Source organism: Silvania sp. (genome assembly GCF_051656365.1).
GTDB lineage: Bacteria > Pseudomonadota > Gammaproteobacteria > Enterobacterales > Enterobacteriaceae > Enterobacter > Enterobacter hatchlandensis.
The window spans coordinates 62,973-88,176 of the sequence record NZ_JBOGBT010000039.1; the positions used below are offsets into that span (position 1 = coordinate 62,973).

Genomic DNA, 25,204 nt, shown 5'->3' on the forward strand with positions numbered 1-25,204 from the left:
CTTCAAAAAATTCGTGCAGCGCAACACGCGCTGCGAGGGTTAAGCCTGTGCTGCCAGGCTCACTTCTTTCGCCACCCGTTCCGTTGCATCCGGGATCGCGGCCGCACGTGCGTGCTGCGCCATCTCCAGCAAGGTCTCCCGGTTCCAGCCCGCCAGGGTAGTGGCGACCGCATCAGCGGTAAACTGCGGCTGTTCAAATATTTTTGCGGCACCGGCTTTCTCAAGCGGCAGTGCATTCCAGTACTGCTGCCTGTCTTTGTGCTGGAACGGCACAAACAGCGCCGGTAACCCTGCAGCAGCAATTTCGCTCACCGTCAGCGCACCGGAGCGGCAGACCACGACATCGGCCCAGGCATAGGCTGCTGCCATATCGTCGATAAATTCTGTCACTTTATGCTGCGCCTGACCCGCGTCGGCATACGCTTGCTCGACCGTTTGCTGCGCACCTTTACCGCTTTGATGCCAGATGGTCACCGCGTCGCCGAGCTTAGCGGCCACCTGCGGCAGGGTCTGGTTCAGAATACGCGCCCCCTGAGAGCCGCCCACCACCAGCACGCGCACCGGGCCTTCACGCCCGACGAGACGTTGCTGCGGCAATGGCAGCGCCAGCACATCGACGCGCACCGGGTTGCCCACCACATCAGCGTTCGGAAATGCGCCGGGGAAGGCCTGCATCACTTTGCTGGCGATTCGGGACAGCCACTTGTTGGTCAGACCTGCGATGCCGTTCTGCTCATGCAGAACCACCGGAATACCCAGCGACCATGCGGCCAGTCCGCCAGGACCCGAGACATATCCGCCCATGCCCAGCACCACGTCTGGCTTAAAGCGCTGCATGATCGCCCGCGCCTGACGCCAGGCATTGAAAATACGCACCGGAGCCAGCAGCAGGGCTTTCAGCCCTTTGCCACGCAGGCCGGAAATATGGATAAAGTCGATGTCGATCCCGTGCTTCGGCACCAGATCGGCCTCCATGCGGTCTGCGGTTCCCAGCCAGCGCACTTGCCAGCCCTGATCCATTAAATGGTGCGCAACCGCGAGCCCCGGGAACACGTGTCCACCGGTACCGCCCGCCATCACCATTAACCGCTTCGGTTGATTCATCGTGAACCTCGTGTAAACGCCTGGGCATTTTCCAGACGCGTTTCATAATCTATCCGCAGTAAAAACATAATTGCGGTCGACATAATCAGCAGGCTCGACCCACCGTAACTGATCAACGGTAAGGTCAGCCCTTTGGTCGGCAGCATACCGGCTGCGGCACCGACATTAACCAGAGCCTGGAAGCTAAACCAGACGCCAATTGAACAGGCTAAAAACCCTGAAAAACGGTGGTCGATCACCAGTGCTTTTCGGCCAATAGACATCGCACGGAAAGCGACGAAGAATACCATTAAAAGTGCCAGTACCACACCGATATAACCCAGCTCTTCGCCGATAATGGAGAAGATGAAGTCGGTATGTGCCTCGGGCAAATATTCCAGTTTTTGTACGGAATTGCCCAGTCCCTGACCCCAGATTTCACCGCGGCCAAATGCCATTAACGACTGCGTCAGCTGGTAGCCACTGCCAAAGGGATCTTCCCACGGGTTCCAGAACGATGTCACACGACGAATACGGTAAGGTTCGGCGAGGATCAGCAGCACCACGGCTGAAATCCCCATCCCGATGATGGCGATGAACTGCCAGAGTTTCGCTCCCGCCAGGAACAACATCGCCAGTGTGGTCACGAACAGCACCACCACGGTCCCGAGGTCAGGCTGGGCCAGCAGCAGTACCGCCAGTACCAGGATCACGCCCATCGGTTTTAAGAAGCCGCGCAGGTTGTTACGCACTTCATCCACCTTGCGCACCAGATAGTTGGCGAGGTAGCAGAACAGCGAAAGCTTGGTAAATTCCGCAGGCTGAATGCGCAGCGGGCCAAAGGCAATCCAGCGCGACGCTCCGTTAACCGAGCTCCCCACCACCAGTACAATCAGCAGCATGGCGATCGAGGCAATCAGCATCGCGGTACTGTGGCGTTGCCAGAACTCCATCGGCAGGCGTAACGTCACCATCGCCAGACAGAACGCCAGAATGATGTACAACCCGTCACGTTTGGCGAACAGGAAAGGATCGTTCGCCAGGCGCTGCCCAACGGGCATTGAAGCCGAGGTCACCATAATAAAACCGATCGCCGCCAGCCCCAGCGTGAGCCAGAGCAGCATGCGGTCGTACATAATCAGGGTCTCGGTATCGCGATCCCGGGAGCCCATTACCCAGCCTTTTAACGCCGAAGCGACCCACATCAGGATGCCAAATCCTGGCAGGCGCGGCATTCTCAGGCGAGGGAAAGAGAAACGCATCAGCCCAACTCCTTCGCCAGACGGGTAAAGAGATCGCCCCGTTGCTCGAAATTCTTAAATTGATCGAGGCTGGCGCAGGCCGGAGAAAGCAACACCATGTCGCCCGGCTTCACGCGCGGCGCGATGAGGCGCATCGCCTGTTCCATCGTGTCGGTCTGCTCGGCGATTTCCGGGCGCAGCTCGGCCAGCTCGGCACCGTCGCGGCCAAAGCAGTAAAGACGCACGTTATCGCCGCTCAGGTACTGTTTGAGCGAAGAGAAATCGGCAGACTTGCCGTCGCCGCCCAGCAGCAGATGCAAGGTACCGTCAACGTGCAGGCCATTCAGCGCCGCTTCGGTGCTGCCGACGTTAGTGGCTTTTGAATCGTTAACCCAGCGCACGCCGTTATGCTCCAGCGCAAGCTGGAAGCGGTGCGCCAGGCCACTGAAGGTAGTCAAGGCTTTCAGGCTGGTGGCGCGCGGCAAACCGGCGGCATCCGCCAGCGCCAGTGCAGCAAGGGCGTTGGTGTAGTTATGCTGGCCAGAAAGCGGCATCTCTTTCACGTTCAACACCTTCTCACCTTGTGCCCGCAGCCAGGTTTCGCCTTGCTGACGGGTGAGGTGATAGTCACCCATATTGATGCCAAAACTCACGCAGCGTTCATCCGCACCGCGTACCGGCATGGTCAGCGCGTCATCGGCATTCACCACGCATACGCGGGCATTTTCATACACCCGCAGCTTGGCGGCACGGTACTGCTGCAGGCCAAACGGATAGCGATCCATATGGTCTTCGGTGACGTTCAGAATGGTCGCTGCAGTTGCCTGCAGGCTTGAGGTGGTTTCCAGCTGGAAGCTGGAAAGTTCCAGAATGTACAGCTCGCGCGCGGCATCCAGCAGCATCAGGGCTGGCAGGCCGATATTACCGCCCACGCCAACGTTGACGCCTGCAGCTTTTGCCATCTCGCCCACCAGCGTGGTGACGGTGCTTTTCCCGTTTGAACCGGTAATAGCAATCACTGGCGCCTGCGCTTCACGGCAGAACAGTTCGATATCGCCGACGATCTCAACGCCCGCCTCTGCCGCTGCGCTCAGCGCAGGGTGTGCGAGAGCCATCCCCGGGCTGGCGACAATCAAATCGGCAGCACTTAGCCAGTCTTCGTTCAGACTACCCAGGTGGCGTTCAACCTGCTCCGGCAGTTTATCCAGACCCGGTGGCGAGACACGCGTATCCATCACGCGCGGCGTCACGCCGCGTGCGAGGAAAAAGTCCACGCAGGAGAGGCCGGTTAAGCCTAACCCGATGATAACGACTTTTTTACCCAGGTAATCTGCCATGATTAACGTACCTTCAGCGTTGCCAGGCCAATCAGCACCAGCATCAGCGAAATAATCCAGAAGCGCACGATGACGCGCGGTTCCGGCCAGCCTTTCAGTTCATAGTGGTGATGGATAGGCGCCATCCGGAAGATGCGCTGTCCGCGCAGCTTGAAGGAACCGACCTGCAAAATCACCGACAAGGTTTCGACCACGAACACGCCGCCCATGATCACCAGCAGGAACTCCTGGCGCAGCAGCACGGCGATAATGCCCAGCGCGCCGCCCAGTGCCAGTGAACCGACGTCGCCCATAAAGACCTGCGCCGGATAGGTGTTAAACCACAGGAAGCCCAGGCCCGCGCCGACTATCGCCGTACAGACGATCACCAGCTCACCGGCATGACGCAGATAAGGGATGTGCAGATAGCTGGCGAAATTCATGTTACCGCTGGCCCACGCCACCAGCGCAAAGCCCGCCGCGACGAAGACCGTTGGCATGATTGCCAAACCATCCAGGCCGTCAGTCAGGTTCACCGCGTTACCGGTCCCGACAATCACGAAGTAGGCCAACAGGACGTAGAACAGGCCCAGTTGCGGCATGACGTCTTTAAAGAACGGCACCACCAACTCGGTTGCCGGGGTGTCTTTACCGGCCAGATACAGCGCAAATGCCACGCCCAGCGCAATCACCGACATCCAGAAATACTTCCAGCGTGCGATCAGCCCCTTGGTGTCTTTGCGCACCACTTTGCGATAGTCATCAACGAAACCGATAATGCCGTAACCAATCAGCACCACCAGTACGCACCAGACGTACGGGTTTGACGGGTAGGCCCATAGCAGCACCGACACCACAATCGCGGTGAGGATCATAATGCCGCCCATGGTCGGGGTACCGCGTTTGCTGAAGTGTGATTCCGGACCGTCGTTACGCACAACCTGACCGAAAGAGAGTTTTTGCAGACGGGCAATCATGCGCGGGCCCATCCACAGCGAGATGAACAGTGCAGTCAGCAGGCTGACGATGGCGCGAAACGTCAGATAGGAAAAGACGTTAAAGCCGGAATAATATTTGACCAAATGTTCGGCCAGCCAAACTAGCATGTTCCATTCTCCTGTAATGCGTGCACAACCTCTTCCATGGCAGCACTGCGTGAACCCTTCACTAAAACCGTCACAATTTGTTGTTCTTCTACCAGCGCTTTCAGCCGAGCGATCAGGGTCGCTTTATCGGCGAAATGCTCACCCACACCGCTGGCCTGGCTGATAGCCTGGCTGAGGTGGCCTGTGCTTAACACGCTGTCGATACCGGACGCTTTCGCCGCCTCACCCACCTGGATGTGACAAGCTTCGCTCTCCGCCCCCAGCTCGGCCATATCCCCGACCACCATCACGCGGTAACCCGGCATCTCAGACAGCACCTGCACCGCCGCCGTCATCGAGCCGACGTTAGCGTTGTAGCTGTCATCCAGCAGCAGCTTGTTTTCTCCCAGTTGAATGGGGAACAGACGCCCGGGTACGGCCGTCAGATTTGCCAGCCCGGTTTTGATCGCCGACAGCGGTGCACCGACAGCCATTGCCAGCGCGCTTGCCGCGAGGGCATTGGCGATATTGTGACGACCCGGCAGCGGCAGCAGTACATCCACATCCCCTGTTGGGGTCTGCAGCGTAAATTCGGTACCGTGCGAGGTCACATGGATATTGGTGGCGGTAAAGTCGCTGTTGGCAGCGTTTGGCGAGAAGCGCCAGGTTTTGCGATCGCCAATGACGCTTTTCCAGTTCAGCCAGTCGTTGTTATCGGCATTCAAAATGGCAATGCCGTTCAGCGGCAGACCGGTATAAATTTCGCCTTTCGCTTTCGCCACACCTTCCAGCGAACCGAAACCTTCGAGGTGCGCGGCCGCCAGGTTATTCACCAGCGCGGCTTCTGGTCGCGTCAGGTCGACGGTCCAGGCAATTTCACCCTGATGATTGGCTCCGAGTTCGATGACCGCATATTCATGCTCTTTGGTCAGGCGCAGCAATGTCATCGGCACGCCGATATCGTTGTTCAGGTTACCCGCCGTGTAGAGCGTATTGCCACACTGGCTGAGGATCGCAGCGGTCATCTCCTTGACGGAGGTTTTACCGGAGGAGCCGGTCAGCGCAACAATGCGCGTCGGCACCTGCTGGCGAACCCATGCCGCCAGTTCGCCAAACGCCAGACGGGTGTCTTTGACCACCACCTGCGGCAGATCGATGTCCAGCTTGCGGCTCACCAGCAGCGCACCGGCGCCTGCGGCCTTCGCCTGTTCAGCAAAATCATGCGCGTCAAAACGCTCACCCTTCAGCGCCACAAACAGGCAGCCGGGGGTGATTTTACGCGTGTCGCTGGTCACGGCATCGAGCGTGAGCTCGACGCCGCTGACGTCGGCCTGCAGGATTGTGGCGAGCTGACTGAGCGTTACGCTAATCATGCCACCACTCCCAGCAGACGTGCCGCGGTGATGCGGTCGGAGTAATCCAGACGGTGGGTACCAACGACCTGATAATCTTCATGGCCTTTACCGGCCAGCAGGACCACGTCGTTTTCGGCTGCCTGCATGATGGTGTTGGTCACCGCTTCGGCGCGGCCTTCCACCACGCGAGCACGACCCGCATCCAGCATTCCTGCCAGGATGTCGTTGATAATGGCGCGCGGCTCTTCGGTACGCGGGTTGTCATCCGTCACCACGGCAATATCAGCAAACTGTTCAGCAATCGCCCCCATCAGCGGACGTTTACCTTTATCGCGATCGCCGCCGCAGCCAAAGACGCACCACAGCTTGCCGGCACAGTGCAAACGTGCAGCTTCGAGCGCTTTTTCCAGCGCATCCGGCGTATGAGCGTAATCGACCACGACCGTCGGTTTGCCTGGTGCACTGAAAACTTCCATTCGCCCGCATACTGGCTGCAGTTGCGAACTGGTGTTGAGCAATTCTGCCAACGGGTAATCCAGCGCCAGCAGGGTTGCCAGGGCCAGCAGCAGGTTGCTGACGTTGAAGGCCCCCATCAGATGGCTTTCGATTTCGCCTTCACCCCAGGAAGAGGTAAAGCGGATGGTCGCACCGCTGTCGTGATAGGTCACGTCGGTGGCTTTCAACCAGCGGCCGTGACAGTTCGGATTGATATGGTTGTCCATAGAGACCGCAACCGCATCCGGCAACTTCGCCAGCCAGCGGCGGCCCACTTCGTCATCGGCATTGATAATCGCCTGCCCGCAGTGGTGCGTGGAATAAAGCTGCCATTTCGCCGCTTCGTAGTTTTCCATATCGCCATGGTAGTCGAGATGGTCCCGGCTCAGGTTAGTGAACACCGAGGCTGCAAATTTCAGCGCCGCAACGCGGTGCTGTACCAACCCATGGGAAGAGACTTCCATCGCAGCGAAGGTCGCCCCCTGCCCAGCCAGGCCGGACAGCACATGCTGCACGTCGACCGCAGAGCCGGTGGTATTTTCCGTTGGGCTGACTTTGCCCAGCAGGCCGTTGCCGACCGTGCCCATCACCGCGCTGGTTTCGCCCAGCAGCTGACTCCACTGCGCCACCAGCTGCGTGGTGGTGGTTTTACCGTTGGTCCCGGTGACGCCAATCAGGCGCAGCCTGTCGGACGGCTCATGGTAAAAACGCCCCGCCAGCGCGGAGAGGCGTTCAGTTAACTGGCTCAGATAGATGACTGGCACGCCGTGCATTTCGCGCACTTCACCATCCGCGGCCTCATCTTTTGCCTCAGCAATAATGGCAGCTACACCTTGCGCTATCGCCTGCGGGATATACCGACGCCCGTCCGCCTGATGACCGACTACTGCCACAAAAAGATCGCCCGATGCAGCCACACGGCTGTCGAGTACCATCTCCCGCAGTTCTCGCGCAGGTAAACCAGCTACCCACGGAGCAAGAAGGTCGCGCAAATTACGATCTGCCACCTGTTCCCTCGCCTTGATTAATTACAAATTCACTTTTCTCGCCCGTTGCCAGCGCATCCGGCTCGATGTTCATGGTGCGCAGAACGCCGCCCATGATGGCACCGAAGACCGGCGCGGAAACGGCGCCGCCGTAGTATTTACCCGCCTGTGGGTCGTTTATGACGACCACCAGCGCAAATCGTGGATTACTCGCAGGTGCAACGCCCGCGGTGTAGGCAATGTATTTGTTGATGTAGCGGCCGTCCGGTCCGACTTTCTTCGCGGTACCGGTTTTAATTGCGATGCGATAGCCTTTGATCGCCGCCTTCACGCCACCGCCGCCCGGCAGCGCCACGCTTTCCATCATGTGAACCACGGTACGCACGATCGATTCAGGGAAGATGCGCTCACCGGGAACCGGCGGATCAACTTTGGTGATCGACAGCGGGCGATAGACGCCATAGCTGCCAATCGTTGCATAGACTCGCGCTAGCTGTAACGGCGTTACCATTAGCCCGTAGCCGAAAGAGAAGGTGGCCCTCTCTATGTCAGACCACCGTTGTTTTTGAGGATATAAGCCACTGCGTTCTCCGACCAACCCCAAATTGGTCGCCTTTCCAAGCCCAAAACGTGAGTAAGTTTCTACTAACGCTGAGGACGGCATCGCTAACGCCAGCTTAGAAACGCCGACGTTACTCGACTTCTGCAGGACCCCGGTGAGGGTCAATTCACTGTAGCGCGCCACGTCTTTGATTTCGTGGCCGTTAATTCGGTAGGGCACCGTGTTCAGTACGGTGTTTTCATTGACGATGCCGCGCTGCAGGGCAGACATCACCACCATCGGTTTGACCGTCGAACCCGGCTCGAACACGTCGGTGATCGAACGGTTACGCATCGCGTCTTTGGCCGTTCCGGCAAAATTATTCGGGTTATAAGACGGGCTACTGGCCATCGCCAGCACTTCGCCGGTGTTCACATCCACCAGCACGGCGCTGCCAGACTCCGCTTTGTTGAAGGCAACGGCGTTGTTCAGCTCACGGTAGACCAGCGCCTGTAAGCGCTCGTCGATGCTCAACGCCAGGTTGTGCGCTGCCTGACTGTCCGTTGAGGAGATATCTTCTATTACGCGGCCATAGCGGTCTTTACGCACCACGCGCTCGCCCGGTTGCCCGGTCAGCCATTTATCAAAGCTCTTTTCAACGCCCTCAATACCCTGGCTGTCAACGTTGGTGAAGCCGATCAGGTGGGCGGTCACTTCCCCTGACGGGTAGTAACGGCGGGACTCTTCACGCAGATGAATCCCGGGCAACTTCAGCTTTTTGATGTAATCGGCCATGTCAGGGTTCACCTGACGCGCCAGATAGATAAAGCGCCCTTTCGGGTTCGCATTGACGCGCGTTGACAGCTGATCTAGCGGTATCTTCAGCGCGTCTGCAAGCGCCTTCCAGCGGTTATCGAGAGTGATCCCGCCCGCGTCATGCAGCTCTTTAGGATCTGCCCAGATCGCTTTCACCGGCACACTCACGGCCAGTGGACGACCCGAGCGATCGGTGATCAAACCGCGTGAGGTGGAGACTTCCTGTACACGCAGGGAACGCATATCCCCCTGACGGACCAGCATGTCGGGTGCAATGATCTGTAACCATGCTACCCGACCCAGCAGGAAAGTCAGCGCCAGTAAAATGCAGCCGCACAGCAACGCAAAACGCCAGCTGATAAAGCTGGCCTGTTCTTCCTGACGTTTTGGTTTTAGCGCCTTCGCCGCGGGTTTCATGCGTCGCGTTTTCCCTTATTTTTGTACTACGATATTTTCCTGAGAAGGATCAACATGCTGCATCTGCAGCTTTTCCGTTGCGATCCGTTCTACCCGGCTATGATCGCCGAGCGCATTTTCTTCAAGAATCAGATTTCGCCACTCGATATCCAGCGCATCACGCTCCAGCACCAGCTGTTCGCGCTGCGCCGTTAACAAACGGGTATGGTGCGCGGTGGTGACAACCGTCACCGCCGACACGATGATGCAAATAAACAGACACAGTGGCAGTTTCCCGAAACGCAAAAGATCTTCCCAGATAACGCCGGGCAAGGCATGGCGCTCGTTGCTCGCCAGGGTTCCTTTCACTTTGCTGAGGGTGTCTGCCACGATGCCGATCATGCGTTGGTCCTTTCTGCAATGCGCAACACTGAGCTTCGGGCGCGTGGGTTCTCTGCCACCTCTTCCTCACCCGGCATTAATTTCCCCAACGCTTTCAGCTGACGGCCACCCAGTTTCCTGAGCTGCTCTTCCGTCATCGGAAGACCCGCCGGGACTTGTGGCCCACGGGTATGTTCGCGCATAAAGCGCTTCACAATTCTGTCTTCCAGCGAGTGGAAACTGATAATGGATAAACGCCCACCTGGCGCCAGCACGCCCAGCGAGTTTTTTAACGCCTGTTCTATCTCTTCCAGTTCGCTGTTCACCCAGATACGCACCGCCTGGAAAGTTCGGGTCGCCGGATGTTTAAATTTGTCTTTCACCGGCATAGCCGCCGCAATAACGGTTGCCAGCTCTTTGGTTCGGGTCATCGGTTCGATGCTGTTGCGATCAACGATGGCGCGCGCGATCCGTTTGCCAAAACGCTCTTCGCCAAAGGTCTTGATCACCCAGGCAATATCCGCTTCATCTGCCGTTTGCAGCCACTCAGCCGCAGACTGGCCGCGAGTGGGATCCATACGCATGTCCAGCGGACCATCACGCATAAAAGAGAAACCGCGTTCAGCATCGTCAAGCTGCGGGGAAGAGACACCAAGATCGAGCAGAATCCCGTCGATCTTGCCGGTTAACCCGCGTTCCTCGACATAGTCCGCCAGGGCAGAAAAAGGACCATGCACAATGGAAAAGCGCGGATCGTCAATGGTTTTCGCGACCTCGATCGCCTGCGGATCGCGATCGATAGCCAGCAAGCGACCTTCCGCTCCCAGCTGAGACAGGATCAAGCGCGAGTGGCCGCCACGGCCAAACGTGCCGTCAATATAGATTCCATCAGGACGAATATTCAGTCCGTTAACGGCTTCATCCAGCAGTACCGTCGTATGTTTATAATTTTCCATCATTTTTATAGAGACAAATCCTGCAATCGTTCCGACATTGTCGCGGAATCAGAGTGCTCAGCGTCGATATCTTCCTTGACCCGTTGATACCAGGCCGTTTCATCCCACAGTTCAAACTTATTGAACTGTCCGACCAGCATCACTTCTTTCGTCAGACCGGCATGCTGTCGCAGCACGGGCGCAATCAGTAAACGCCCCGCGCTGTCCATCTGACATTCACTGGCATGTCCCAATAACAGCCGCTGTACGCGGCGTTCCTGCGGGTTCATGCTCGACAGTCGAGACAGCTTTTGCTCAATGATTTCCCATTCAGGCAAGGGGTAAAGCAGCAGGCAGGCGTGGTTGATGTCAATGGTGCAAACCATTTGACCTGAAGCGCTCTCGTTCAGCCGATCGCGATATCGGGTTGGTACCGATAAACGTCCTTTGCTGTCGAGATTGACTAACGTAGCGCCACGGAACATGCCAGTCTTACCCCTCCTCGCCACTTTAACCCACAAATTCCCACTTGAAGGAGTTTACGGAGCGATGGAAAAGCTTGTCAAGCCAGGACTTCCGCGACATCAGTCTAAATGCATCTGATTTACGGACCGATCCTGACATGGCTAATTACTGCACAACCGGCGAGGCAAATTAACGTGATGAATATTTGTAAGAAAAAATGCGAATATACATAACAGCGTTAAAACACAACTCATATCATCGCAAGGAAATATAAAGTGTCAGTTTGCGACGCGGGCGGCATTTTAAGCCATATTGCCGGGGGATAACAGCCTCAGATTCACTGCTGGCGCGAAGCGCAGGTCGGGGTGGTGCCGGTTGAAGTGTTGGCGAGGTAAAAATGGCTGATAATTCAGCAGCGGCAGCAGCGGATGTAACAAAATAATACAAAATAGACGCTTAATGACAATTAATAAGTCTGAAAGGGACATTTAAATTACGAACGGAATTAAAATGATAAGCAGGCAATGATTTTTAAGGAATTATCTTAAAAATAATAAGGGAATTATTACGCGGACACGTCAGGGAAATTTAGGGCAGTTTCCACTGCCCTGCTGCGTTTAAGTACGACTTAACACACCGCGACGATAGAGATTACGACGGATACGTGTCAGCCCAGGTTTCGGCTTACGTGGCTCATCCAGGCTGGCCAGCACAATTTCCAGCACGCGTTCAGCCACATCGCGATGACGCTGCGCCACCGCCAGCACCGGGCATTGCAGGAAATCGAGCAGCTCATTATCACCAAAGGTGGCAATCGCCAGGTCTGACGGCAGTTTGCCGTCACGGCGTAAGGTCACGTCCATCACCCCCTGCAGCAGCGCAAATGAGGTCGTGAACAGCGCCTGCGGCATCGGATGGGTTTCCAGCCATTTCTCGAAGAGCTGCGCCGCGGCTTCGCGCTCGTAGCTGTTGGCATACAGGAAATCCACTGTGCGCGGATCGTCTTTCCAGGCCGTGCGGAACCCTTGCTCGCGTAAGAAGCTCACCGAGAGCTCAGGCAGCGCGCCGAGGTACAGTATGTTTTCCGCAGGGAACGTCCGCAGTTCGGCTGCCAGCATCTCGGCATCGTCCTGATCGGCACCGACAACGCTGGTGAAATGCTCACGATCTAACGCACGGTCGAGTGCGACGATCGGAAACGAATCATTCGCCCAGCGTTGGTAAAACGGATGCTCAGGAGGGAGCGCCGTGGAAACGATAATCGCATCCACCTGGCGCTGTAACAGGTGCTCAATACAGCGCATTTCATTGTCGGGCTGATCTTCTGAACAGGCAATCAGCAGTTGATAGCCGCGCTGGCGTGCCTGACGCTCAAGATAGTTAGCAATCCGGGTATAGCTGGTGTTTTCCAGATCCGGGATCACCAGGCCGATCGATCGGGTGCGCCCGGCGCGTAAACCTGCCGCCACGGCATTCGGATGGTAGTTATGTTCACGCACCACGGCCATGACTTTCTCTACGGTCTTATCGCTGACACGATACTGCTTCGCTTTACCGTTAATCACATAGCTTGCTGTGGTTCGCGACACGCCAGCGAGTCTGGCGATTTCATCCAGTTTCACAATTGCCCCTTAAAAGAAATAAAAGAGTCCATGACCTTGCCAGGGTTATGGCTAAATCTTGTAACATCTAAGCGCAGAATAGGCCTTCCGGCAACCGCTTTTGTCAGCACTGATGCACCTGTACACAAAAAAAAGCCCGGCAATAGTCACCGGGCAAGATTGAGGCGAACTTTTTTGGCTTTAACGCATCACTTTATCACCGCGGGAAAGCCCCACGACGCCGGAGCGCGCCACTTCAACAATTTTTGCGACATCTCTCACCGAGGCGAGAAAAGCATCCAGTTTATCGCTGGTCCCGGCGAGCTGGACGGTATAGATAGAGGGGGTCACGTCGATGATCTGCCCGCGGAAAATATCCGCGTTGCGTTTCACCTCTTCACGCCCGTAACCGGTCGCCTGAATTTTCACCAGCATCACTTCACGTTCAACGTATGCTCCCTGGCCCAGCTCGCTAACGCGCAGAACATCCACCAGCTTGTGCAGCTGCTTTTCAATCTGCTCCAGCACTTTGGCATCACCCACCGTCTGAATGGTCATGCGGGAGAGGGTCGGATCGTCGGTCGGCGCAACCGTCAGACTTTCGATGTTGTAGCCGCGCTGTGCAAAAAGCCCAATCACGCGCGACAGCGCACCGGACTCGTTTTCCAGTAATACAGACAGTATCCGGCGCATATCAGGTCCTCTCCGTTTTGCTTAACCACATTTCATCCATACCACCCCCGCGAATGTGCATCGGATACACATGCTCGGTGCCATCGACAACAACATCAACGAACACCAGGCGGTTATTCCTGACGTGCTCCAGGGCTTCATTGAGCTTCGCTTCCAGTTCCGTCGGGTCGCTGATGCGAATCCCCACGTGGCCGTAAGCTTCCGCCAGACGAACAAAGTCAGGCAGCGATTTCATATAGGATTGCGAATGACGTCCGGAATAGATCATGTCCTGCCACTGCTTCACCATCCCGAGGTAGCCGTTGTTGAGATTCAGCACCAGCACGGGCAGGTCATACTGCAGCGCAGTCGACAACTCCTGAATGTTCATCTGAATACTGCCATCGCCGGTCACGCAGATCACCGTTTCATCCGGCAGTGCCAGCTTGACGCCCAGCGCGGCAGGCAGACCGAACCCCATGGTGCCCAGACCGCCGGAATTGATCCACCGGCGCGGTTTATCGAATGGGTAATAGAGCGCGGCAAACATCTGGTGCTGGCCCACATCAGAGGTCACATAGGCCTCGCCTTTGGTCAGACGCCAGATAGTTTCAATGACCGCCTGCGGCTTAATGCTCGCACTTTGCGTGTCATACTTCAGGCACTGACGCGCGCGCCACTGCTCAATCTGCAGCCACCAGTCGCGATTATCATCCAACGGCTGAACCGAGCTTTCCTGAGCCAGCAGCTCCAGCATCTGCTCCAGCACCTGACGCGCATCGCCAACAATCGGCACATCCGCCGGAACGGTTTTGGAAATAGAGGTCGGATCGATATCGATGTGCAGCACAGTGGCGTTCGGGCAGTATTTTGCCAGGTTATTGGTGGTGCGATCGTCAAAGCGTACCCCGACGGCAAAAATGACGTCGGAATGATGCATCGTCATATTGGCTTCGTAGGTGCCGTGCATGCCGAGCATACCGAGTGCCTGACGGTGGGTGGCCGGGAATGCCCCGAGCCCCATTAACGACGATGCCACCGGAAGGTTCAGCTTTTCGATAAGCTCACGCAGTTGCGGTCCGCACTGTGAGTTCACCGCTCCGCCGCCGACGTACACTACCGGTTTTTTAGCCGCTACCAGGGTTTGCAACGCGCGTTTAATCTGGCCTTTATGCCCCTGGGTCGTTGGGTTATAGGAACGCATGCTAACCGAATCCGGCCAGACGTAAGGCATTTTGTTCGCCGGATTGAGAATGTCTTTCGGGAGATCGACCACCACCGGGCCAGGACGCCCGCTCGCCGCCAGCCAGAACGCTTTTTTCAGCACACCCGGAATATCTTCCGTCTGCTTGACGAGGAAGCTGTGTTTCACCACCGGGCGAGAAATGCCGACCATGTCGCACTCCTGAAAGGCATCGTAGCCAATCAGCGAGGTGGCAACCTGACCGGAGAGCACCACCATCGGAATTGAATCCATATAGGCTGTCGCAATACCCGTTATGGCGTTTGTCGCCCCTGGACCTGAGGTCACCAGCACCACGCCGACTTCACCCGTTGCGCGTGCCAGTCCGTCAGCCATATGTACCGCGGCCTGCTCATGGCGCACCAGGACGTGATCGATCCCACCGACGGTATGCAGGGCATCGTAAATATCCAGGACCGCGCCCCCAGGGTAACCGAACACTTGCTTCACGCCTTGATCAATTAACGATCGGACGACCATTTCGGCGCCAGACAACATCTCCATGATTAGCCTCCAGGCTTATCGTTTCAGACAAACAGGCGTAACGGCCCTGTTTTGTCTTTTTTGTCAGAGTGACGCTCTGACGTTTTTTATTGTGCAGAGTGACAGTTACCATAACCGCTCGCCGAAAGGCAGGCAATTAGCAAACCTGAGTTGACGTATAAAGAAAAAAGCAGAAACAGAGGGTATTAAAAATAGTTATGGATAAATCCACTACGATAACGAGGCAGACTGACCATTGATCATTTAAAAAGGAGGAGGTTTAGTAATTCATGCATTTTTACTGCAGGGAAACGCGCCAAAAAAAATCACGACAGAATAAAACTTCAGACATTAAGTAAAAATCAGGATAAATAACAGGAATAGCATTATTTATCCTGAGGGCGTTTAGCGATGGCAGACGCTGACTAACAGCTCTTCCATCCACTGGTGCCCTTTATCGCGCCCGGCCGCTTCATGCCAGGAAAGGTAACAGGTCCGCGAGTTTAGATTCAGAGGCAGTACCCGGATGCGCAAATTCAGCGCCTCAGCAAATTCTTCTGCCAGCCAGCGTGGGGCGATGGCAACCAGCTGAGTTTGCGAGACAATATTTAAAACACTGGTCATCGCCATTCCCTGATAGGCAACGCAGGCCTGCTTATCGGGCGTGTCGTACCACGGCTGGCTAAAGGAAGCGTAGCGGTCAAGCGCGACAACCGCATGCTGTTCGCGGTAAATATCGCTTTCCTGCAATGTTTCATTCAGACGCGGATGCGTTTTGCTGGTCACCAGAACCATTTCATCGTTGAATAATGGCACACAGGAAAACTCAGGACGGCGAAATTCCTCATAGCCGATCACAAATTCTGTTTCCTGATATCGCAGCTGGTGTTCAGTATTTTGATTGAGCGATGATTTGAAGACCAGATGAATATTTGGCGCAATCTGCTCGACTTTATTATAGATAAGCGAGGTCAGATAGTTATCAAGCGGGCTGCAAACACACAAATGATAAATACGCTCGCTGACTGAAGGGTCAAAACCCGATCCCGGTAATTCATTCTGTACCAACTGCAGTGCCTGCCGTACCGATGCGAATAGCTGGAACGCCCGTGCTGTAGGCTGAATACCACGGCCATACCGGACAAATAATTCGTCATTAAACATCAGCTTAAGCCTGGCGACGGCGTTACTGACGGCGGGCTGCGACATCCCCAGTGAGTGAGCAGCTCGAGTGATATTTTGTTCCTGCATTACGGCATCGAATACGGTTAAAAGATTGAGATCCACGGTACGAAGCTGTGGTTTTGTCCCGTCAGGCACTTGCGGTGTATCCATTTTTTCTTCAAACATACCCTGCTCCATTGTTACGCTAAACTCCCTGTTCTCGTGTGTAACGATAACCTTAAAAAATATGATTTATCACGCATATAAATTCAGCAAAAGAGAAATGTTACAATTTAGGAATATATTAATACCTGCCAACGTTGACAGGGATACACTATGAGACGAGAAATATGTTCAGGGAGAGCAATAACATATCAAATAGTTTATATATTAAATGAAATCATAGATCCCACAAATAAACAATACAGCACTCAGTTAAGGATGATTTAAGCTCCAATTAAACATTAATCATTTTTTACCTGAAATGCTTAACATCTCATTATCACTAAGCTTACCTCCCAATGCATTTTGCAGCCGAAGGCAAACTAACCTGATGATAGTAAACGCATTCAAATGAAACAGCGGATATTTCAAAAGTTTATTTAATTGCAATCAAATATATTTAAATGATTCCTGGGATTAATCGCCAGTGCAAATTCAGACAAATAAAATCGTCAGCAATTGAAAAACCAGCACAATAAGCTAATTTCAGTGGTGCGGGAAATGACGCGTAACAGCCGTTTTCTCGGGCGAGGGGTTGACATCAATCCGCGTATCCAGTACCACTAAAGGCATATCGTATTTATCTGGGGCATGATTCATGATTCACAGCATTCGTTTCACCGGTCTACTACTACTAAACGCATCCACTGTGCGCGGTAGACTGGCGGGCGAAATTCAGCGTTGAATTGTCCTCTGGTTAACACAAAAAACCCGCGCCACTGCGCGGGTTTTTTTATGCTCGTAGCAAGGCGCCCAAATACAGACAAGGACCTAACCCATGAGCCAGCAAGTCATTATCTTCGATACCACCTTACGTGACGGCGAACAGGCATTACAGGCAAGCCTGAGCGTTAAAGAAAAATTGCAGATTGCGCTGGCCCTCGAACGTATGGGTGTAGACGTAATGGAAGTGGGCTTCCCTGTCTCATCTCCGGGTGATTTTGAGTCGGTTCAGACGATTGCCCGCACCATCAAAAACAGCCGGGTGTGCGCGCTGGCACGCTGCGTCGAGCACGATATCGATGTCGCGGCCGAGTCGTTAAAAGTGGCCGAAGCCTTCCGAATCCATACCTTTATTGCGACCTCTCCGATGCATATCGCCACCAAGTTGCGCAGCACGCTGGATGAGGTTATTGCGCGCTCAATTCATATGGTGAAACACGCACGCAACTATACCGACGACGTGGAGTTCTCCTGTGAAGATGCAGGCCGCACGCCGATCGAGGATCTGGCTCGCGTGGTTGAAGCTGCGATCCGCGCCGGTGCCACCACCATCAACATCCCGGATACCGTCGGCTATACCATGCCGTTCGAATTCTCCAACATCATTACCGGGCTGTATGAGCGCGTCCCGAATATCGATAAAGCGATTATCTCCGTGCATACCCATGACGATTTGGGCCTGGCGGTCGGTAACGCCATTGCCGCCGTCCACGCCGGAGCACGTCAGGTTGAAGGGGCAATGAACGGGATCGGTGAGCGCGCAGGCAACTGTTCGCTGGAAGAAGTGATCATGGCGATCAAGGTGCGCAAAGACATTATGAATGTGCAAACCCGCATCAATCACCATGAAATCTGGCGCACCAGCCAGACCGTCAGCCAGATTTGCAACATGCCCGTCCCGGCAAACAAAGCGATTGTTGGCACCGGTGCCTTTGCCCACTCCTCCGGTATCCACCAGGATGGCGTGCTGAAGAACCGTGAAAACTACGAAATCATGACCCCGGAATCTATCGGTCTGAACCAGGTACAGTTGAACCTGACCTCCCGCTCTGGCCGCGCAGCGGTGAAACACCGCATGGAAGAGATGGGTTATAAAGAGTCCGACTACAACATGGATCACCTGTATGACGCTTTCCTGAAGCTGGCCGATAAGAAAGGTCAGGTCTTCGATTACGACCTGGAAGCGCTGGCGTTCATCAACAAGCAGCAGGAAGAGCCAGAGCATTTTCGTCTGGACTACTTCAGCGTGCAGTCCGGTTCCAGCGATATCGCCACTGCCTCGGTGAAGCTGGCCTGTGGTGACGAAACGAAAGCAGAAGCAGCGAACGGCAACGGTCCGGTCGATGCGATTTACCAGGCCATCAACCGTATCACCGACTACGACGTTGAGCTGGTCAAATATGACCTGACGGCGAAAGGCCAGGGTAAGGATGCGCTGGGCCAGGTTGACATCGTGGTGAACTATAACGGCCGTCGCTTCCACGGCGTGGGTCTGGCGACCGATATCGTCGAGTCCTCCGCAAAAGCGATGGTTCACGTCCTGAATAACATCTGGCGCGCCGCAGAAGTTGAAAAAGAGTTGCAACGCAAAGCTCAGAATAAAGAGAACAATAAGGAAACCGTGTAATGTCGAAGAATTACCATATTGCTGTGTTACCGGGCGACGGAATTGGTCCCGAAGTTATGGCACAGGCGCTGAAGGTTCTGGAAGCTATCCGCACCCGTTTTGCGATGAAAATTACCACCAGCCACTACGATGTGGGCGGTGTCGCGATCGATAACCACGGCACGCCGCTGCCGCAGGCAACGGTGACCGGCTGTGAGAATGCGGATGCGGTGCTGTTTGGTTCCGTCGGTGGCCCGAAATGGGAACACCTGCCGCCAGCAGAGCAACCAGAGCGCGGGGCGCTGCTGCCACTGCGTAAACATTTCAAGCTGTTCAGCAACCTGCGCCCGGCCAAACTGTACCCGGGTCTGGAAGAGTTTTGCCCGCTGCGTGCTGATATTGCAGCTAACGGTTTCGATATTCTGTGCGTGCGTGAGTTAACCGGCGGCATCTACTTTGGCCAGCCAAAAGGCCGCGAAGGCAGCGGTCAGCATGAAAAAGCCTTTGATACTGAGGTTTATCACCGCTTTGAGATCGAACGCATCGCCCGTATCGCCTTCGAGTCGGCCCGTAAGCGCGGTCATAAAGTGACGTCGATTGATAAAGCCAACGTGCTGCAATCCTCGATCCTGTGGCGAGAAATCGTTAACGAAATCGCCCGGGAATACCCGGACGTGCAGCTGGCGCATATGTATATCGATAACGCCACCATGCAGCTGATCAAAGATCCGTCCCAGTTCGACGTGCTGCTGTGCTCCAACCTGTTTGGCGACATTCTGTCTGACGAGTGCGCAATGATCACCGGCTCAATGGGGATGCTGCCTTCCGCCAGCCTGAACGAAGAAGGTTTTGGCCTGTACGAACCAGCAGGCGGCTCGGCACCGGATATCGCGGGCAAGAACATTGCCAACCCGATTGCGCAGATCCTCTCTCTGGCGCTGCTGCTGCGCTACAGCCTGGATGCCAACGAGGCGGCGACGGCGATTGAAAACGCCATCAACCGTGCACTGGAAGAAGGCATCCGCACCGGCGATTTAGCCCGTGGTGCGTCTGCAGTCAGTACCGATGAAATGGGCGATATCATTGCCCGCTATGTCGCTGAAGGGGTGTAATCATGGCGAAGACGTTGTACGAAAAGTTGTTTGACGCTCACGTGGTTTATGAAGCGCAAAACGAAACCCCACTGCTCTATATAGACCGCCATCTGGTGCACGAAGTCACCTCGCCGCAGGCATTTGATGGCCTGCGCGCGCATCATCGTCCGGTGCGTCAGCCGGGTAAAACCTTTGCGACGATGGACCATAACGTCTCGACGCAGACCAAAGACATCAATGCCTCCGGTGAGATGGCCCGCATCCAGATGCAGGAGCTGATTAAGAACTGCAACGAGTTTGGCGTTGAGCTGTATGACCTGAACCACCCATACCAGGGCATTGTCCACGTGATGGGGCCGGAACAGGGTATCACCCTGCCGGGGATGACCATCGTCTGCGGCGACTCCCATACCGCCACCCACGGCGCGTTTGGCGCGCTGGCGTTCGGTATCGGCACCTCCGAAGTAGAACACGTGCTGGCGACCCAGACCCTGAAGCAGGGCCGCGCCAGAACCATGAAGATTGAAGTCACCGGCCAGGCTGCGCCGGGCATCACCGCCAAAGACATTGTGCTGGCAATCATTGGGAAAACGGGTAGCGCAGGCGGTACCGGGCACGTGGTGGAATTCTGTGGCAGCGCTATTCAGGCATTGAGCATGGAAGGCCGCATGACCCTGTGCAACATGGCCATTGAGATGGGTGCGAAAGCCGGTCTGGTTGCTCCGGATGAAATCACCTTCGAGTATGTCAAAGGCCGTCTGCACGCGCCGAAAGACCAGCATTATGACGACGCCGTCGCGTACTGGTCAACCCTCAAAACCGACGACGGCGCGCAATTCGACACCGTTGTGACCCTGCAGGCCGAAACCATTGCGCCGCAGGTGACCTGGGGTACTAACCCAGGCCAGGTGATTTCGGTCACCGACGCAATCCCCGATCCAGCGTCGTTTGCCGATCCGGTTGAGCGCGCCAGTGCCGAAAAAGCGTTGGCCTATATGGGGCTGAAACCGGGCGTGCCGTTGACCGAGGTGGCGATTGATAAAGTCTTTATCGGCTCCTGTACCAACTCGCGGATCGAAGATTTGCGCGCGGCGGCTGAGGTCGCGAAAGGCCGTAAAGTCGCACCAGGCGTGCAGGCGCTGGTCGTTCCCGGCTCCGGTCCGGTGAAAGCCCAGGCAGAAGAGGAAGGTCTGGATAAGATTTTCATCGAAGCGGGCTTTGAATGGCGTCTGCCAGGCTGCTCCATGTGTCTGGCGATGAACAACGATCGCCTGAATCCGGGCGAGCGCTGCGCATCCACCAGCAACCGTAACTTTGAAGGTCGTCAGGGGCGCGGCGGACGCACGCATCTGGTCAGCCCGGCAATGGCCGCGGCAGCAGCAGTGACCGGGCATTTCGCCGATATTCGCAACCTGAAATAAGGAGACCATCATGGCAGAGAAATTTATCCAGCATACTGGCCTGGTTGTCCCCCTGGACGCGGCCAACGTCGATACCGACGCCATTATCCCGAAGCAGTTTTTGCAGAAAGTGACCCGCACCGGTTTTGGTGCGCACCTGTTTAACGACTGGCGTTTTCTGGATGAGAAAGGCGAGGTGCCGAACCCGGAGTTCGTGCTGAACTTCCCGGAGTTCAAAGGCGCGTCGATCCTGCTGGCCAGGGAAAACTTCGGCTGCGGTTCATCACGCGAGCATGCGCCCTGGGCGCTGACCGATTACGGCTTCAAAGTGGTGATTGCACCGAGCTTCGCCGATATCTTTTACGGTAATAGCTTCAACAACCAGCTGCTGCCGGTGACGTTAAGCGACGAACAGGTCGACGAGCTGTTTGCGCTGGTGCAAAGCAGCCCAGGGATTAAATTTGAAGTGGATCTGGAAGCGCAGGAAGTGAAAGCCGGGGATAAAACCTATGGCTTTAGCCTCGATGCCTTCCGCCGCCACTGCATGATCAACGGCCTCGACAGCATCGGCCTGACCCTGCAGCATGAAGAGGCAATTGCCGCCTACGAGAATAAACAGCCAGCCTTTATGGCGTAATGAAATGGCCCGCGCCGCGGGCCATTCTAAAAAAGCCATCGTTCAGAAAATCACACATCCTTGATGCGGAAAGTCAGCGCCAGTGTCACCACTGAAATGGCTGCGATCGCCCAGTAGACCGCAGAGTGGCCGTAGCTTTGTGCCAGCGCGCCCTGAATCATCCCTGCCAGAATCACCCCGGTTGAAATGCTATTAGTAAACAGCGTGGTGGCCGAACCGGCTCGACCCGGCATCAGATCCTGGAACCAGAGCATGCCGATGCCGGCGACAATCCCTATAAAAATGGCGTTAAACAGCTGCAGGGCGAGCAGCGCTTCGTGGCTGTGAAAAAGAATGAGCCCCACGTAAAACAGCACGCCCGCCGCCACCGCGATCAGCATCATCCGCCGTTTACCAAAGTGCTTCACGTAGTAACCCGCGAGGATCATCGCCGGAATTTCCAGCCCAGCCGCCGTTCCCATTAAGATCCCAGCCAGCTTATCCGGCAGACCCAGATCGCTGCTGATCCACAGCGGCATGTCGATGATATACATGGTGTTGCAGGTCCACATCAGCGTGGAGGCGATAAACAGCATCCGTACGTTTTTGTTCTGCCAGCCGCTGACCTGGGTTAAAGGCGTCGCGGTCGCTGATTCCACCCGGGAGACGGTCGGAAGCGCAAAGGCGATCAATCCCAGGCTGATGGCAAAAATCCCTGCCGCGATGGAGAACATGACGGTAAAGCCATAGTTGAGCGCCAGCATAAAGGCCAGCGGCGGGCCGATTACCCACGCCAGGGAGAGCTGGGCACGCATCACCGAGCTGAACATCACCACTTCACGTGCGGAGCTGTCGGCGTATTCACGCGCGAGGGCGAACAGCTGCGGCATGGCGGTATTGGCCAGTGACGCCAGAAACACGCCGCAGGTTAATAAGGTCAGATAATGACGGTTAAAGGCAAACAGCAGCGCATTGCCGATGGCCATGGCGCAGCAAAACAGGATCAGTTTGCGCCGATCGCCCTGACTGTCCGAGCGCTTCGCCAGCCACAGGCTGACCAGGATCCCGGCGATGGCGTTAACAGTATAAAACAGCCCCCCCCAGAATGGCTGGGCCCCCACCTCACGGCTCAGGAATAGACTTAAGGTAGGCGCCTGCAACGCACCGGCCACGCCCATCATAAATGCCACCATTAAAAAGGCAGCGTAGACACCGTTGAGGCGGCGCCCCATCGTCATTAACCAGAGCATGATCAGTTCCCTTCAGCGCAAGTGAAAACGAAAAAAGCCAGCAGATGATACCTGCTGGCGTGGTGATTCGCACCAATACTCAGTCACACATGATCGAAGCAATTCAGCGTTCCGAGGTCGACGTTGTCACCTCCCACTGCATCAGATCGTCCAGTATTTTCAGCTGCTGTTCTGCGCACAGGCGGGCCAGCCAGGACACTCCTTTTGTCGCTGAGAAGTACTTTCGGTAAAACTGACGTGCGGTAGACCTCTTCATCATCACCTCCTCGCTTCATCGAAATGAATTATTGGCCTAATATAGGGATAAATAAATTGCTGATTTTTTGTCAGGAGTTCCTCTTTTATGCCGTCTGGTCGTCTGCAACAACAATTCATCCGCCTGTGGCAATGCTGTGATGGCCAAACCCGGGACACCACGCTCAGCGAACTCGCCGAGCTGCTCAGCTGTTCGCGACGCCATATGCGCACCCTCCTCAACACTATGCAGCAGCAGGGCTGGCTGAGTTGGGAAGCTGAAGCCGGACGCGGGAAACGATCCCGCCTGACCTTTCTCTATACCGGGCTGGCGCTTCAGCAGCAGCGGGCGGAAGACCTGCTGGAGCAGGATCGCATCGAGCAGCTGGTACAGCTGGTGGGGGATAAAGCCGCCGTGCGCCAGATGCTGGTGTCGCACCTGGGCCGTAGCTTCCGTCAGGGAAAGCACATCCTGCGCGTGCTCTATTACCGTCCGATGAAAAATCTTTTACCGGGCAGCGCGTTACGCCGCTCCGAAACCCATATGGCGCGACAGATATTTAGCGGGCTGACGCGCATAAATGAGGAAAATGGGGAACTGGAAGCCGATATCGCCCATCACTGGCAGCAACTTTCTCCGCTGCACTGGCGCTTTTTCCTGCGCCCCGGCATTCATTTCCACCATGGTCGCGAGCTGGAGATGGCCGACGTGATTGCCTCGCTGCAGCGCGCCCGCAAGCTGCCTCTCTATTCGCACATTACGCAGATCCAGTCCCCCACCGCCTGGACGCTGGATATTCAGCTCTCGGAGCCTGACCGCTGGCTGCCGTGGCTGCTGGGGTATGTGCCGTCGATGATCCTGCCGCAGGAATGGGAAACGATGCACAACTTTGCCAGCCAGCCGATCGGCACCGGCCCTTATGCGGTCTCGCGTAACAATAACAATCAGCTCAAGATCCGCGCCTTCGATGATTACTTTGGTTACCGGGCGCTGATTGACGAAGTGAACGTCTGGGTTTTGCCGGATATTAACGAAGAGCTGAGCGTCGGTCTGACGCTGGAGGGGCCCACCGAGGGCGAAAAAGCGGTGGAGAGCCGTCTTGAGGAGGGGTGTTACTACCTGCTGTTCGATGCCCGCTCCCCGCGCGGTGCCAGCACCGACGTGCGCCAGTGGATAAGCCGGATCCTCTCTCCTGCGAACCTGATCTATCAGGCCGAAGAGCTGTACCAGTCCTACTGGTTCCCGGCGTATGGCCTGCTTCCCCGCTGGCACCATGCCCGTCCGGGGCGCGGTGAAAAACCGGCCGGGCTGGAGAGCATTACCCTGACCTTCTATCGGGAGCATGTCGAACATCGGGTCATCGCCAGAATGATGAGCGAACTGCTGGCCGCCGAGCAGGTGACGCTCAACATTCAGGAAGTCAACTACGACGAATGGCATCGCGGCGATGTGGTAAGCGACATCTGGCTCAACAGCGTTAACTTCACCCTGCCGCTCGATTTTTCGCTGTTCTCACACCTGTATGAAGTGCCGCTGCTGCAGCACTGTATTCCCCGCGACTGGCAGCAGGACGCCGCCGCCTGGCGCGCGGGCGAGATGAATCTGGCGGTCTGGTGCCAGCAGCTGCTGGCGCAGCAGGCGATGGTCCCGCTGATCCACCACTGGCTGATGATCCAGGGGCAGCGCAGCATGCGTGGCCTGCGCATGAACACGCTGGGCTGGTTTGACTTTAAGTCGGCATGGTTTGCGCCGCCTGAACCATAATACTTTCGTAATATTCACCAAATCATTACAATGCTG

General features: G+C 55.9%; 22 protein-coding genes. 6 read left to right on the top strand and 16 right to left on the bottom strand.

Annotated elements, in window-relative coordinates:
- Positions 1-39: 39 nt before the first annotated feature.
- The 14 genes from murG to leuO all read right to left on the bottom strand — a co-directional run bounded on the left by murG (position 40) and on the right by leuO (position 16,444).
- Positions 40-1,104 carry an undecaprenyldiphospho-muramoylpentapeptide beta-N-acetylglucosaminyltransferase gene (gene murG / locus ACRDD5_RS08060; protein WP_271282448.1) on the bottom strand — a complete coding sequence of 355 codons (1,065 nt, stop codon included), beginning with the start codon at positions 1,102-1,104 and terminating at the stop codon, positions 40-42.
- Positions 1,101-2,345, bottom strand: coding sequence for a cell division protein FtsW (gene ftsW, locus ACRDD5_RS08065; RefSeq protein ID WP_271282449.1), 1,245 nt, complete (start codon positions 2,343-2,345; stop codon positions 1,101-1,103). The genes murG and ftsW overlap by 4 nt, the downstream gene beginning before the upstream one ends.
- Positions 2,345-3,661 (bottom strand): UDP-N-acetylmuramoyl-L-alanine--D-glutamate ligase, encoded by a 1,317-nt coding sequence (gene murD, locus ACRDD5_RS08070; RefSeq protein ID WP_438676430.1) that lies wholly within the window; start codon positions 3,659-3,661, stop codon positions 2,345-2,347. The genes ftsW and murD overlap by 1 nt, the downstream gene beginning before the upstream one ends.
- Before the next feature lie 2 nt (positions 3,662-3,663).
- Positions 3,664-4,746: a phospho-N-acetylmuramoyl-pentapeptide-transferase gene (mraY, locus tag ACRDD5_RS08075; RefSeq protein ID WP_271266697.1), complete on the bottom strand. Its 1,083-nt coding sequence runs from the start codon at positions 4,744-4,746 to the stop codon at positions 3,664-3,666.
- Positions 4,740-6,098 carry a UDP-N-acetylmuramoyl-tripeptide--D-alanyl-D-alanine ligase gene (gene murF / locus ACRDD5_RS08080; RefSeq protein WP_438676431.1) on the bottom strand — a complete coding sequence of 453 codons (1,359 nt, stop codon included), beginning with the start codon at positions 6,096-6,098 and terminating at the stop codon, positions 4,740-4,742. Before murF ends, mraY begins: the two co-directional genes overlap by 7 nt.
- Positions 6,095-7,582 carry a UDP-N-acetylmuramoyl-L-alanyl-D-glutamate--2,6-diaminopimelate ligase gene (gene murE, locus ACRDD5_RS08085; RefSeq protein WP_438676432.1) on the bottom strand — a complete coding sequence of 496 codons (1,488 nt, stop codon included), beginning with the start codon at positions 7,580-7,582 and terminating at the stop codon, positions 6,095-6,097. Before murE ends, murF begins: the two co-directional genes overlap by 4 nt.
- The gene (locus ACRDD5_RS08090; protein WP_271282453.1) at positions 7,569-9,335 is read right to left on the bottom strand and encodes a peptidoglycan glycosyltransferase FtsI; all 1,767 of its coding nucleotides are present in this window, start codon (positions 9,333-9,335) and stop codon (positions 7,569-7,571) included. The genes murE and ACRDD5_RS08090 overlap by 14 nt, the downstream gene beginning before the upstream one ends.
- Positions 9,336-9,350: 15 nt before the next feature.
- On the bottom strand, positions 9,351-9,716 hold the full coding sequence (gene ftsL / locus ACRDD5_RS08095) for a cell division protein FtsL (protein WP_271282454.1): 366 nt from the start codon (positions 9,714-9,716) through the stop codon (positions 9,351-9,353).
- Positions 9,713-10,654, bottom strand: coding sequence for a 16S rRNA (cytosine(1402)-N(4))-methyltransferase RsmH (rsmH, locus tag ACRDD5_RS08100; RefSeq protein WP_438676433.1), 942 nt, complete (start codon positions 10,652-10,654; stop codon positions 9,713-9,715). Before rsmH ends, ftsL begins: the two co-directional genes overlap by 4 nt.
- Positions 10,655-10,656: 2 nt before the next feature.
- Positions 10,657-11,115 carry a division/cell wall cluster transcriptional repressor MraZ gene (mraZ, locus tag ACRDD5_RS08105; RefSeq protein ID WP_271282456.1) on the bottom strand — a complete coding sequence of 153 codons (459 nt, stop codon included), beginning with the start codon at positions 11,113-11,115 and terminating at the stop codon, positions 10,657-10,659.
- Positions 11,116-11,712: 597 nt separating this feature from the next.
- Positions 11,713-12,717 (bottom strand): catabolite repressor/activator, encoded by a 1,005-nt coding sequence (cra, locus tag ACRDD5_RS08110; RefSeq protein WP_271282457.1) that lies wholly within the window; start codon positions 12,715-12,717, stop codon positions 11,713-11,715.
- Between the two features lie 180 nt (positions 12,718-12,897).
- Positions 12,898-13,389 carry an acetolactate synthase small subunit gene (gene ilvN / locus ACRDD5_RS08115; protein ID WP_271266689.1) on the bottom strand — a complete coding sequence of 164 codons (492 nt, stop codon included), beginning with the start codon at positions 13,387-13,389 and terminating at the stop codon, positions 12,898-12,900.
- A 1-nt stretch (position 13,390) separates the two neighbouring features.
- On the bottom strand, positions 13,391-15,115 hold the full coding sequence (gene ilvI / locus ACRDD5_RS08120) for an acetolactate synthase 3 large subunit (protein ID WP_271282458.1): 1,725 nt from the start codon (positions 15,113-15,115) through the stop codon (positions 13,391-13,393).
- A 384-nt stretch (positions 15,116-15,499) separates the two neighbouring features.
- A complete protein-coding gene (gene leuO / locus ACRDD5_RS08125; protein ID WP_438676434.1) occupies positions 15,500-16,444 on the bottom strand; it encodes a transcriptional regulator LeuO in 945 nt (314 codons plus the stop codon).
- A gap of 634 nt (positions 16,445-17,078) precedes the next feature.
- On the opposite strand from leuO, the gene leuL reads away from it, so the two are divergent.
- The 5 genes from leuL (at position 17,079) to leuD (ending at position 21,940) form a co-directional block, all read left to right on the top strand.
- Complete coding sequence (gene leuL / locus ACRDD5_RS08130) at positions 17,079-17,165, top strand: leu operon leader peptide (protein WP_350223412.1); 87 nt, start codon at positions 17,079-17,081, stop codon at positions 17,163-17,165.
- A gap of 93 nt (positions 17,166-17,258) precedes the next feature.
- Positions 17,259-18,830, top strand: coding sequence for a 2-isopropylmalate synthase (leuA, locus tag ACRDD5_RS08135; protein WP_271282460.1), 1,572 nt, complete (start codon positions 17,259-17,261; stop codon positions 18,828-18,830).
- A complete protein-coding gene (leuB, locus tag ACRDD5_RS08140) occupies positions 18,830-19,921 on the top strand; it encodes a 3-isopropylmalate dehydrogenase (RefSeq protein ID WP_271282461.1) in 1,092 nt (363 codons plus the stop codon). Before leuA ends, leuB begins: the two co-directional genes overlap by 1 nt.
- 2 nt (positions 19,922-19,923) lie before the next feature.
- Complete coding sequence (gene leuC / locus ACRDD5_RS08145) at positions 19,924-21,324, top strand: 3-isopropylmalate dehydratase large subunit (RefSeq protein ID WP_438676435.1); 1,401 nt, start codon at positions 19,924-19,926, stop codon at positions 21,322-21,324.
- A 10-nt stretch (positions 21,325-21,334) separates the two neighbouring features.
- On the top strand, positions 21,335-21,940 hold the full coding sequence (gene leuD, locus ACRDD5_RS08150) for a 3-isopropylmalate dehydratase small subunit (protein WP_271282463.1): 606 nt from the start codon (positions 21,335-21,337) through the stop codon (positions 21,938-21,940).
- Between the two features lie 50 nt (positions 21,941-21,990).
- On the opposite strand, the gene ACRDD5_RS08155 is transcribed toward leuD, so the two are convergent.
- Both ACRDD5_RS08155 and sgrT read right to left on the bottom strand, forming a co-directional pair.
- Entirely contained in the window at positions 21,991-23,169 is a 1,179-nt protein-coding gene (locus tag ACRDD5_RS08155; RefSeq protein WP_438676436.1) for a sugar efflux transporter, read from the bottom strand.
- A gap of 103 nt (positions 23,170-23,272) precedes the next feature.
- Positions 23,273-23,425, bottom strand: a complete 153-nt coding sequence (sgrT, locus tag ACRDD5_RS08160) for a glucose uptake inhibitor SgrT (protein WP_271266681.1) — start codon at positions 23,423-23,425, stop codon at positions 23,273-23,275.
- An 87-nt stretch (positions 23,426-23,512) separates the two neighbouring features.
- On the opposite strand from sgrT, the gene sgrR reads away from it, so the two are divergent.
- The gene (gene sgrR / locus ACRDD5_RS08165; protein ID WP_438676437.1) at positions 23,513-25,168 is read left to right on the top strand and encodes an HTH-type transcriptional regulator SgrR; all 1,656 of its coding nucleotides are present in this window, start codon (positions 23,513-23,515) and stop codon (positions 25,166-25,168) included.
- The last annotated feature ends 36 nt before the right edge of the window (positions 25,169-25,204 follow it).

What these genes read in the sequence shown, in the direction of transcription:
- murG (WP_271282448.1), bottom strand. Translation starts at nt 1,104, where the DNA reads ATGAATCAACCGAAGCGGTTAATGGTGATGGCGGGCGGTACCGGTGGA.
- ftsW (WP_271282449.1), bottom strand. Translation starts at nt 2,345, where the DNA reads ATGCGTTTCTCTTTCCCTCGCCTGAGAATGCCGCGCCTGCCAGGATTT.
- murD (WP_438676430.1), bottom strand. Translation starts at nt 3,661, where the DNA reads ATGGCAGATTACCTGGGTAAAAAAGTCGTTATCATCGGGTTAGGCTTA.
- mraY (WP_271266697.1), bottom strand. Translation starts at nt 4,746, where the DNA reads ATGCTAGTTTGGCTGGCCGAACATTTGGTCAAATATTATTCCGGCTTT.
- murF (WP_438676431.1), bottom strand. Translation starts at nt 6,098, where the DNA reads ATGATTAGCGTAACGCTCAGTCAGCTCGCCACAATCCTGCAGGCCGAC.
- ACRDD5_RS08090 (WP_271282453.1), bottom strand. Translation starts at nt 9,335, where the DNA reads ATGAAACCCGCGGCGAAGGCGCTAAAACCAAAACGTCAGGAAGAACAG.
- ftsL (WP_271282454.1), bottom strand. Translation starts at nt 9,716, where the DNA reads ATGATCGGCATCGTGGCAGACACCCTCAGCAAAGTGAAAGGAACCCTG.
- rsmH (WP_438676433.1), bottom strand. Translation starts at nt 10,654, where the DNA reads ATGATGGAAAATTATAAACATACGACGGTACTGCTGGATGAAGCCGTT.
- mraZ (WP_271282456.1), bottom strand. Translation starts at nt 11,115, where the DNA reads ATGTTCCGTGGCGCTACGTTAGTCAATCTCGACAGCAAAGGACGTTTA.
- ilvN (WP_271266689.1), bottom strand. Translation starts at nt 13,389, where the DNA reads ATGCGCCGGATACTGTCTGTATTACTGGAAAACGAGTCCGGTGCGCTG.
- ilvI (WP_271282458.1), bottom strand. Translation starts at nt 15,115, where the DNA reads ATGGAGATGTTGTCTGGCGCCGAAATGGTCGTCCGATCGTTAATTGAT.
- leuO (WP_438676434.1), bottom strand. Translation starts at nt 16,444, where the DNA reads ATGTTTGAAGAAAAAATGGATACACCGCAAGTGCCTGACGGGACAAAA.
- leuL (WP_350223412.1), top strand. Translation starts at nt 17,079, where the DNA reads ATGATTCACAGCATTCGTTTCACCGGTCTACTACTACTAAACGCATCC.
- leuA (WP_271282460.1), top strand. Translation starts at nt 17,259, where the DNA reads ATGAGCCAGCAAGTCATTATCTTCGATACCACCTTACGTGACGGCGAA.
- leuB (WP_271282461.1), top strand. Translation starts at nt 18,830, where the DNA reads ATGTCGAAGAATTACCATATTGCTGTGTTACCGGGCGACGGAATTGGT.
- leuC (WP_438676435.1), top strand. Translation starts at nt 19,924, where the DNA reads ATGGCGAAGACGTTGTACGAAAAGTTGTTTGACGCTCACGTGGTTTAT.
- leuD (WP_271282463.1), top strand. Translation starts at nt 21,335, where the DNA reads ATGGCAGAGAAATTTATCCAGCATACTGGCCTGGTTGTCCCCCTGGAC.
- ACRDD5_RS08155 (WP_438676436.1), bottom strand. Translation starts at nt 23,169, where the DNA reads ATGCTCTGGTTAATGACGATGGGGCGCCGCCTCAACGGTGTCTACGCT.
- sgrT (WP_271266681.1), bottom strand. Translation starts at nt 23,425, where the DNA reads ATGAAGAGGTCTACCGCACGTCAGTTTTACCGAAAGTACTTCTCAGCG.
- sgrR (WP_438676437.1), top strand. Translation starts at nt 23,513, where the DNA reads ATGCCGTCTGGTCGTCTGCAACAACAATTCATCCGCCTGTGGCAATGC.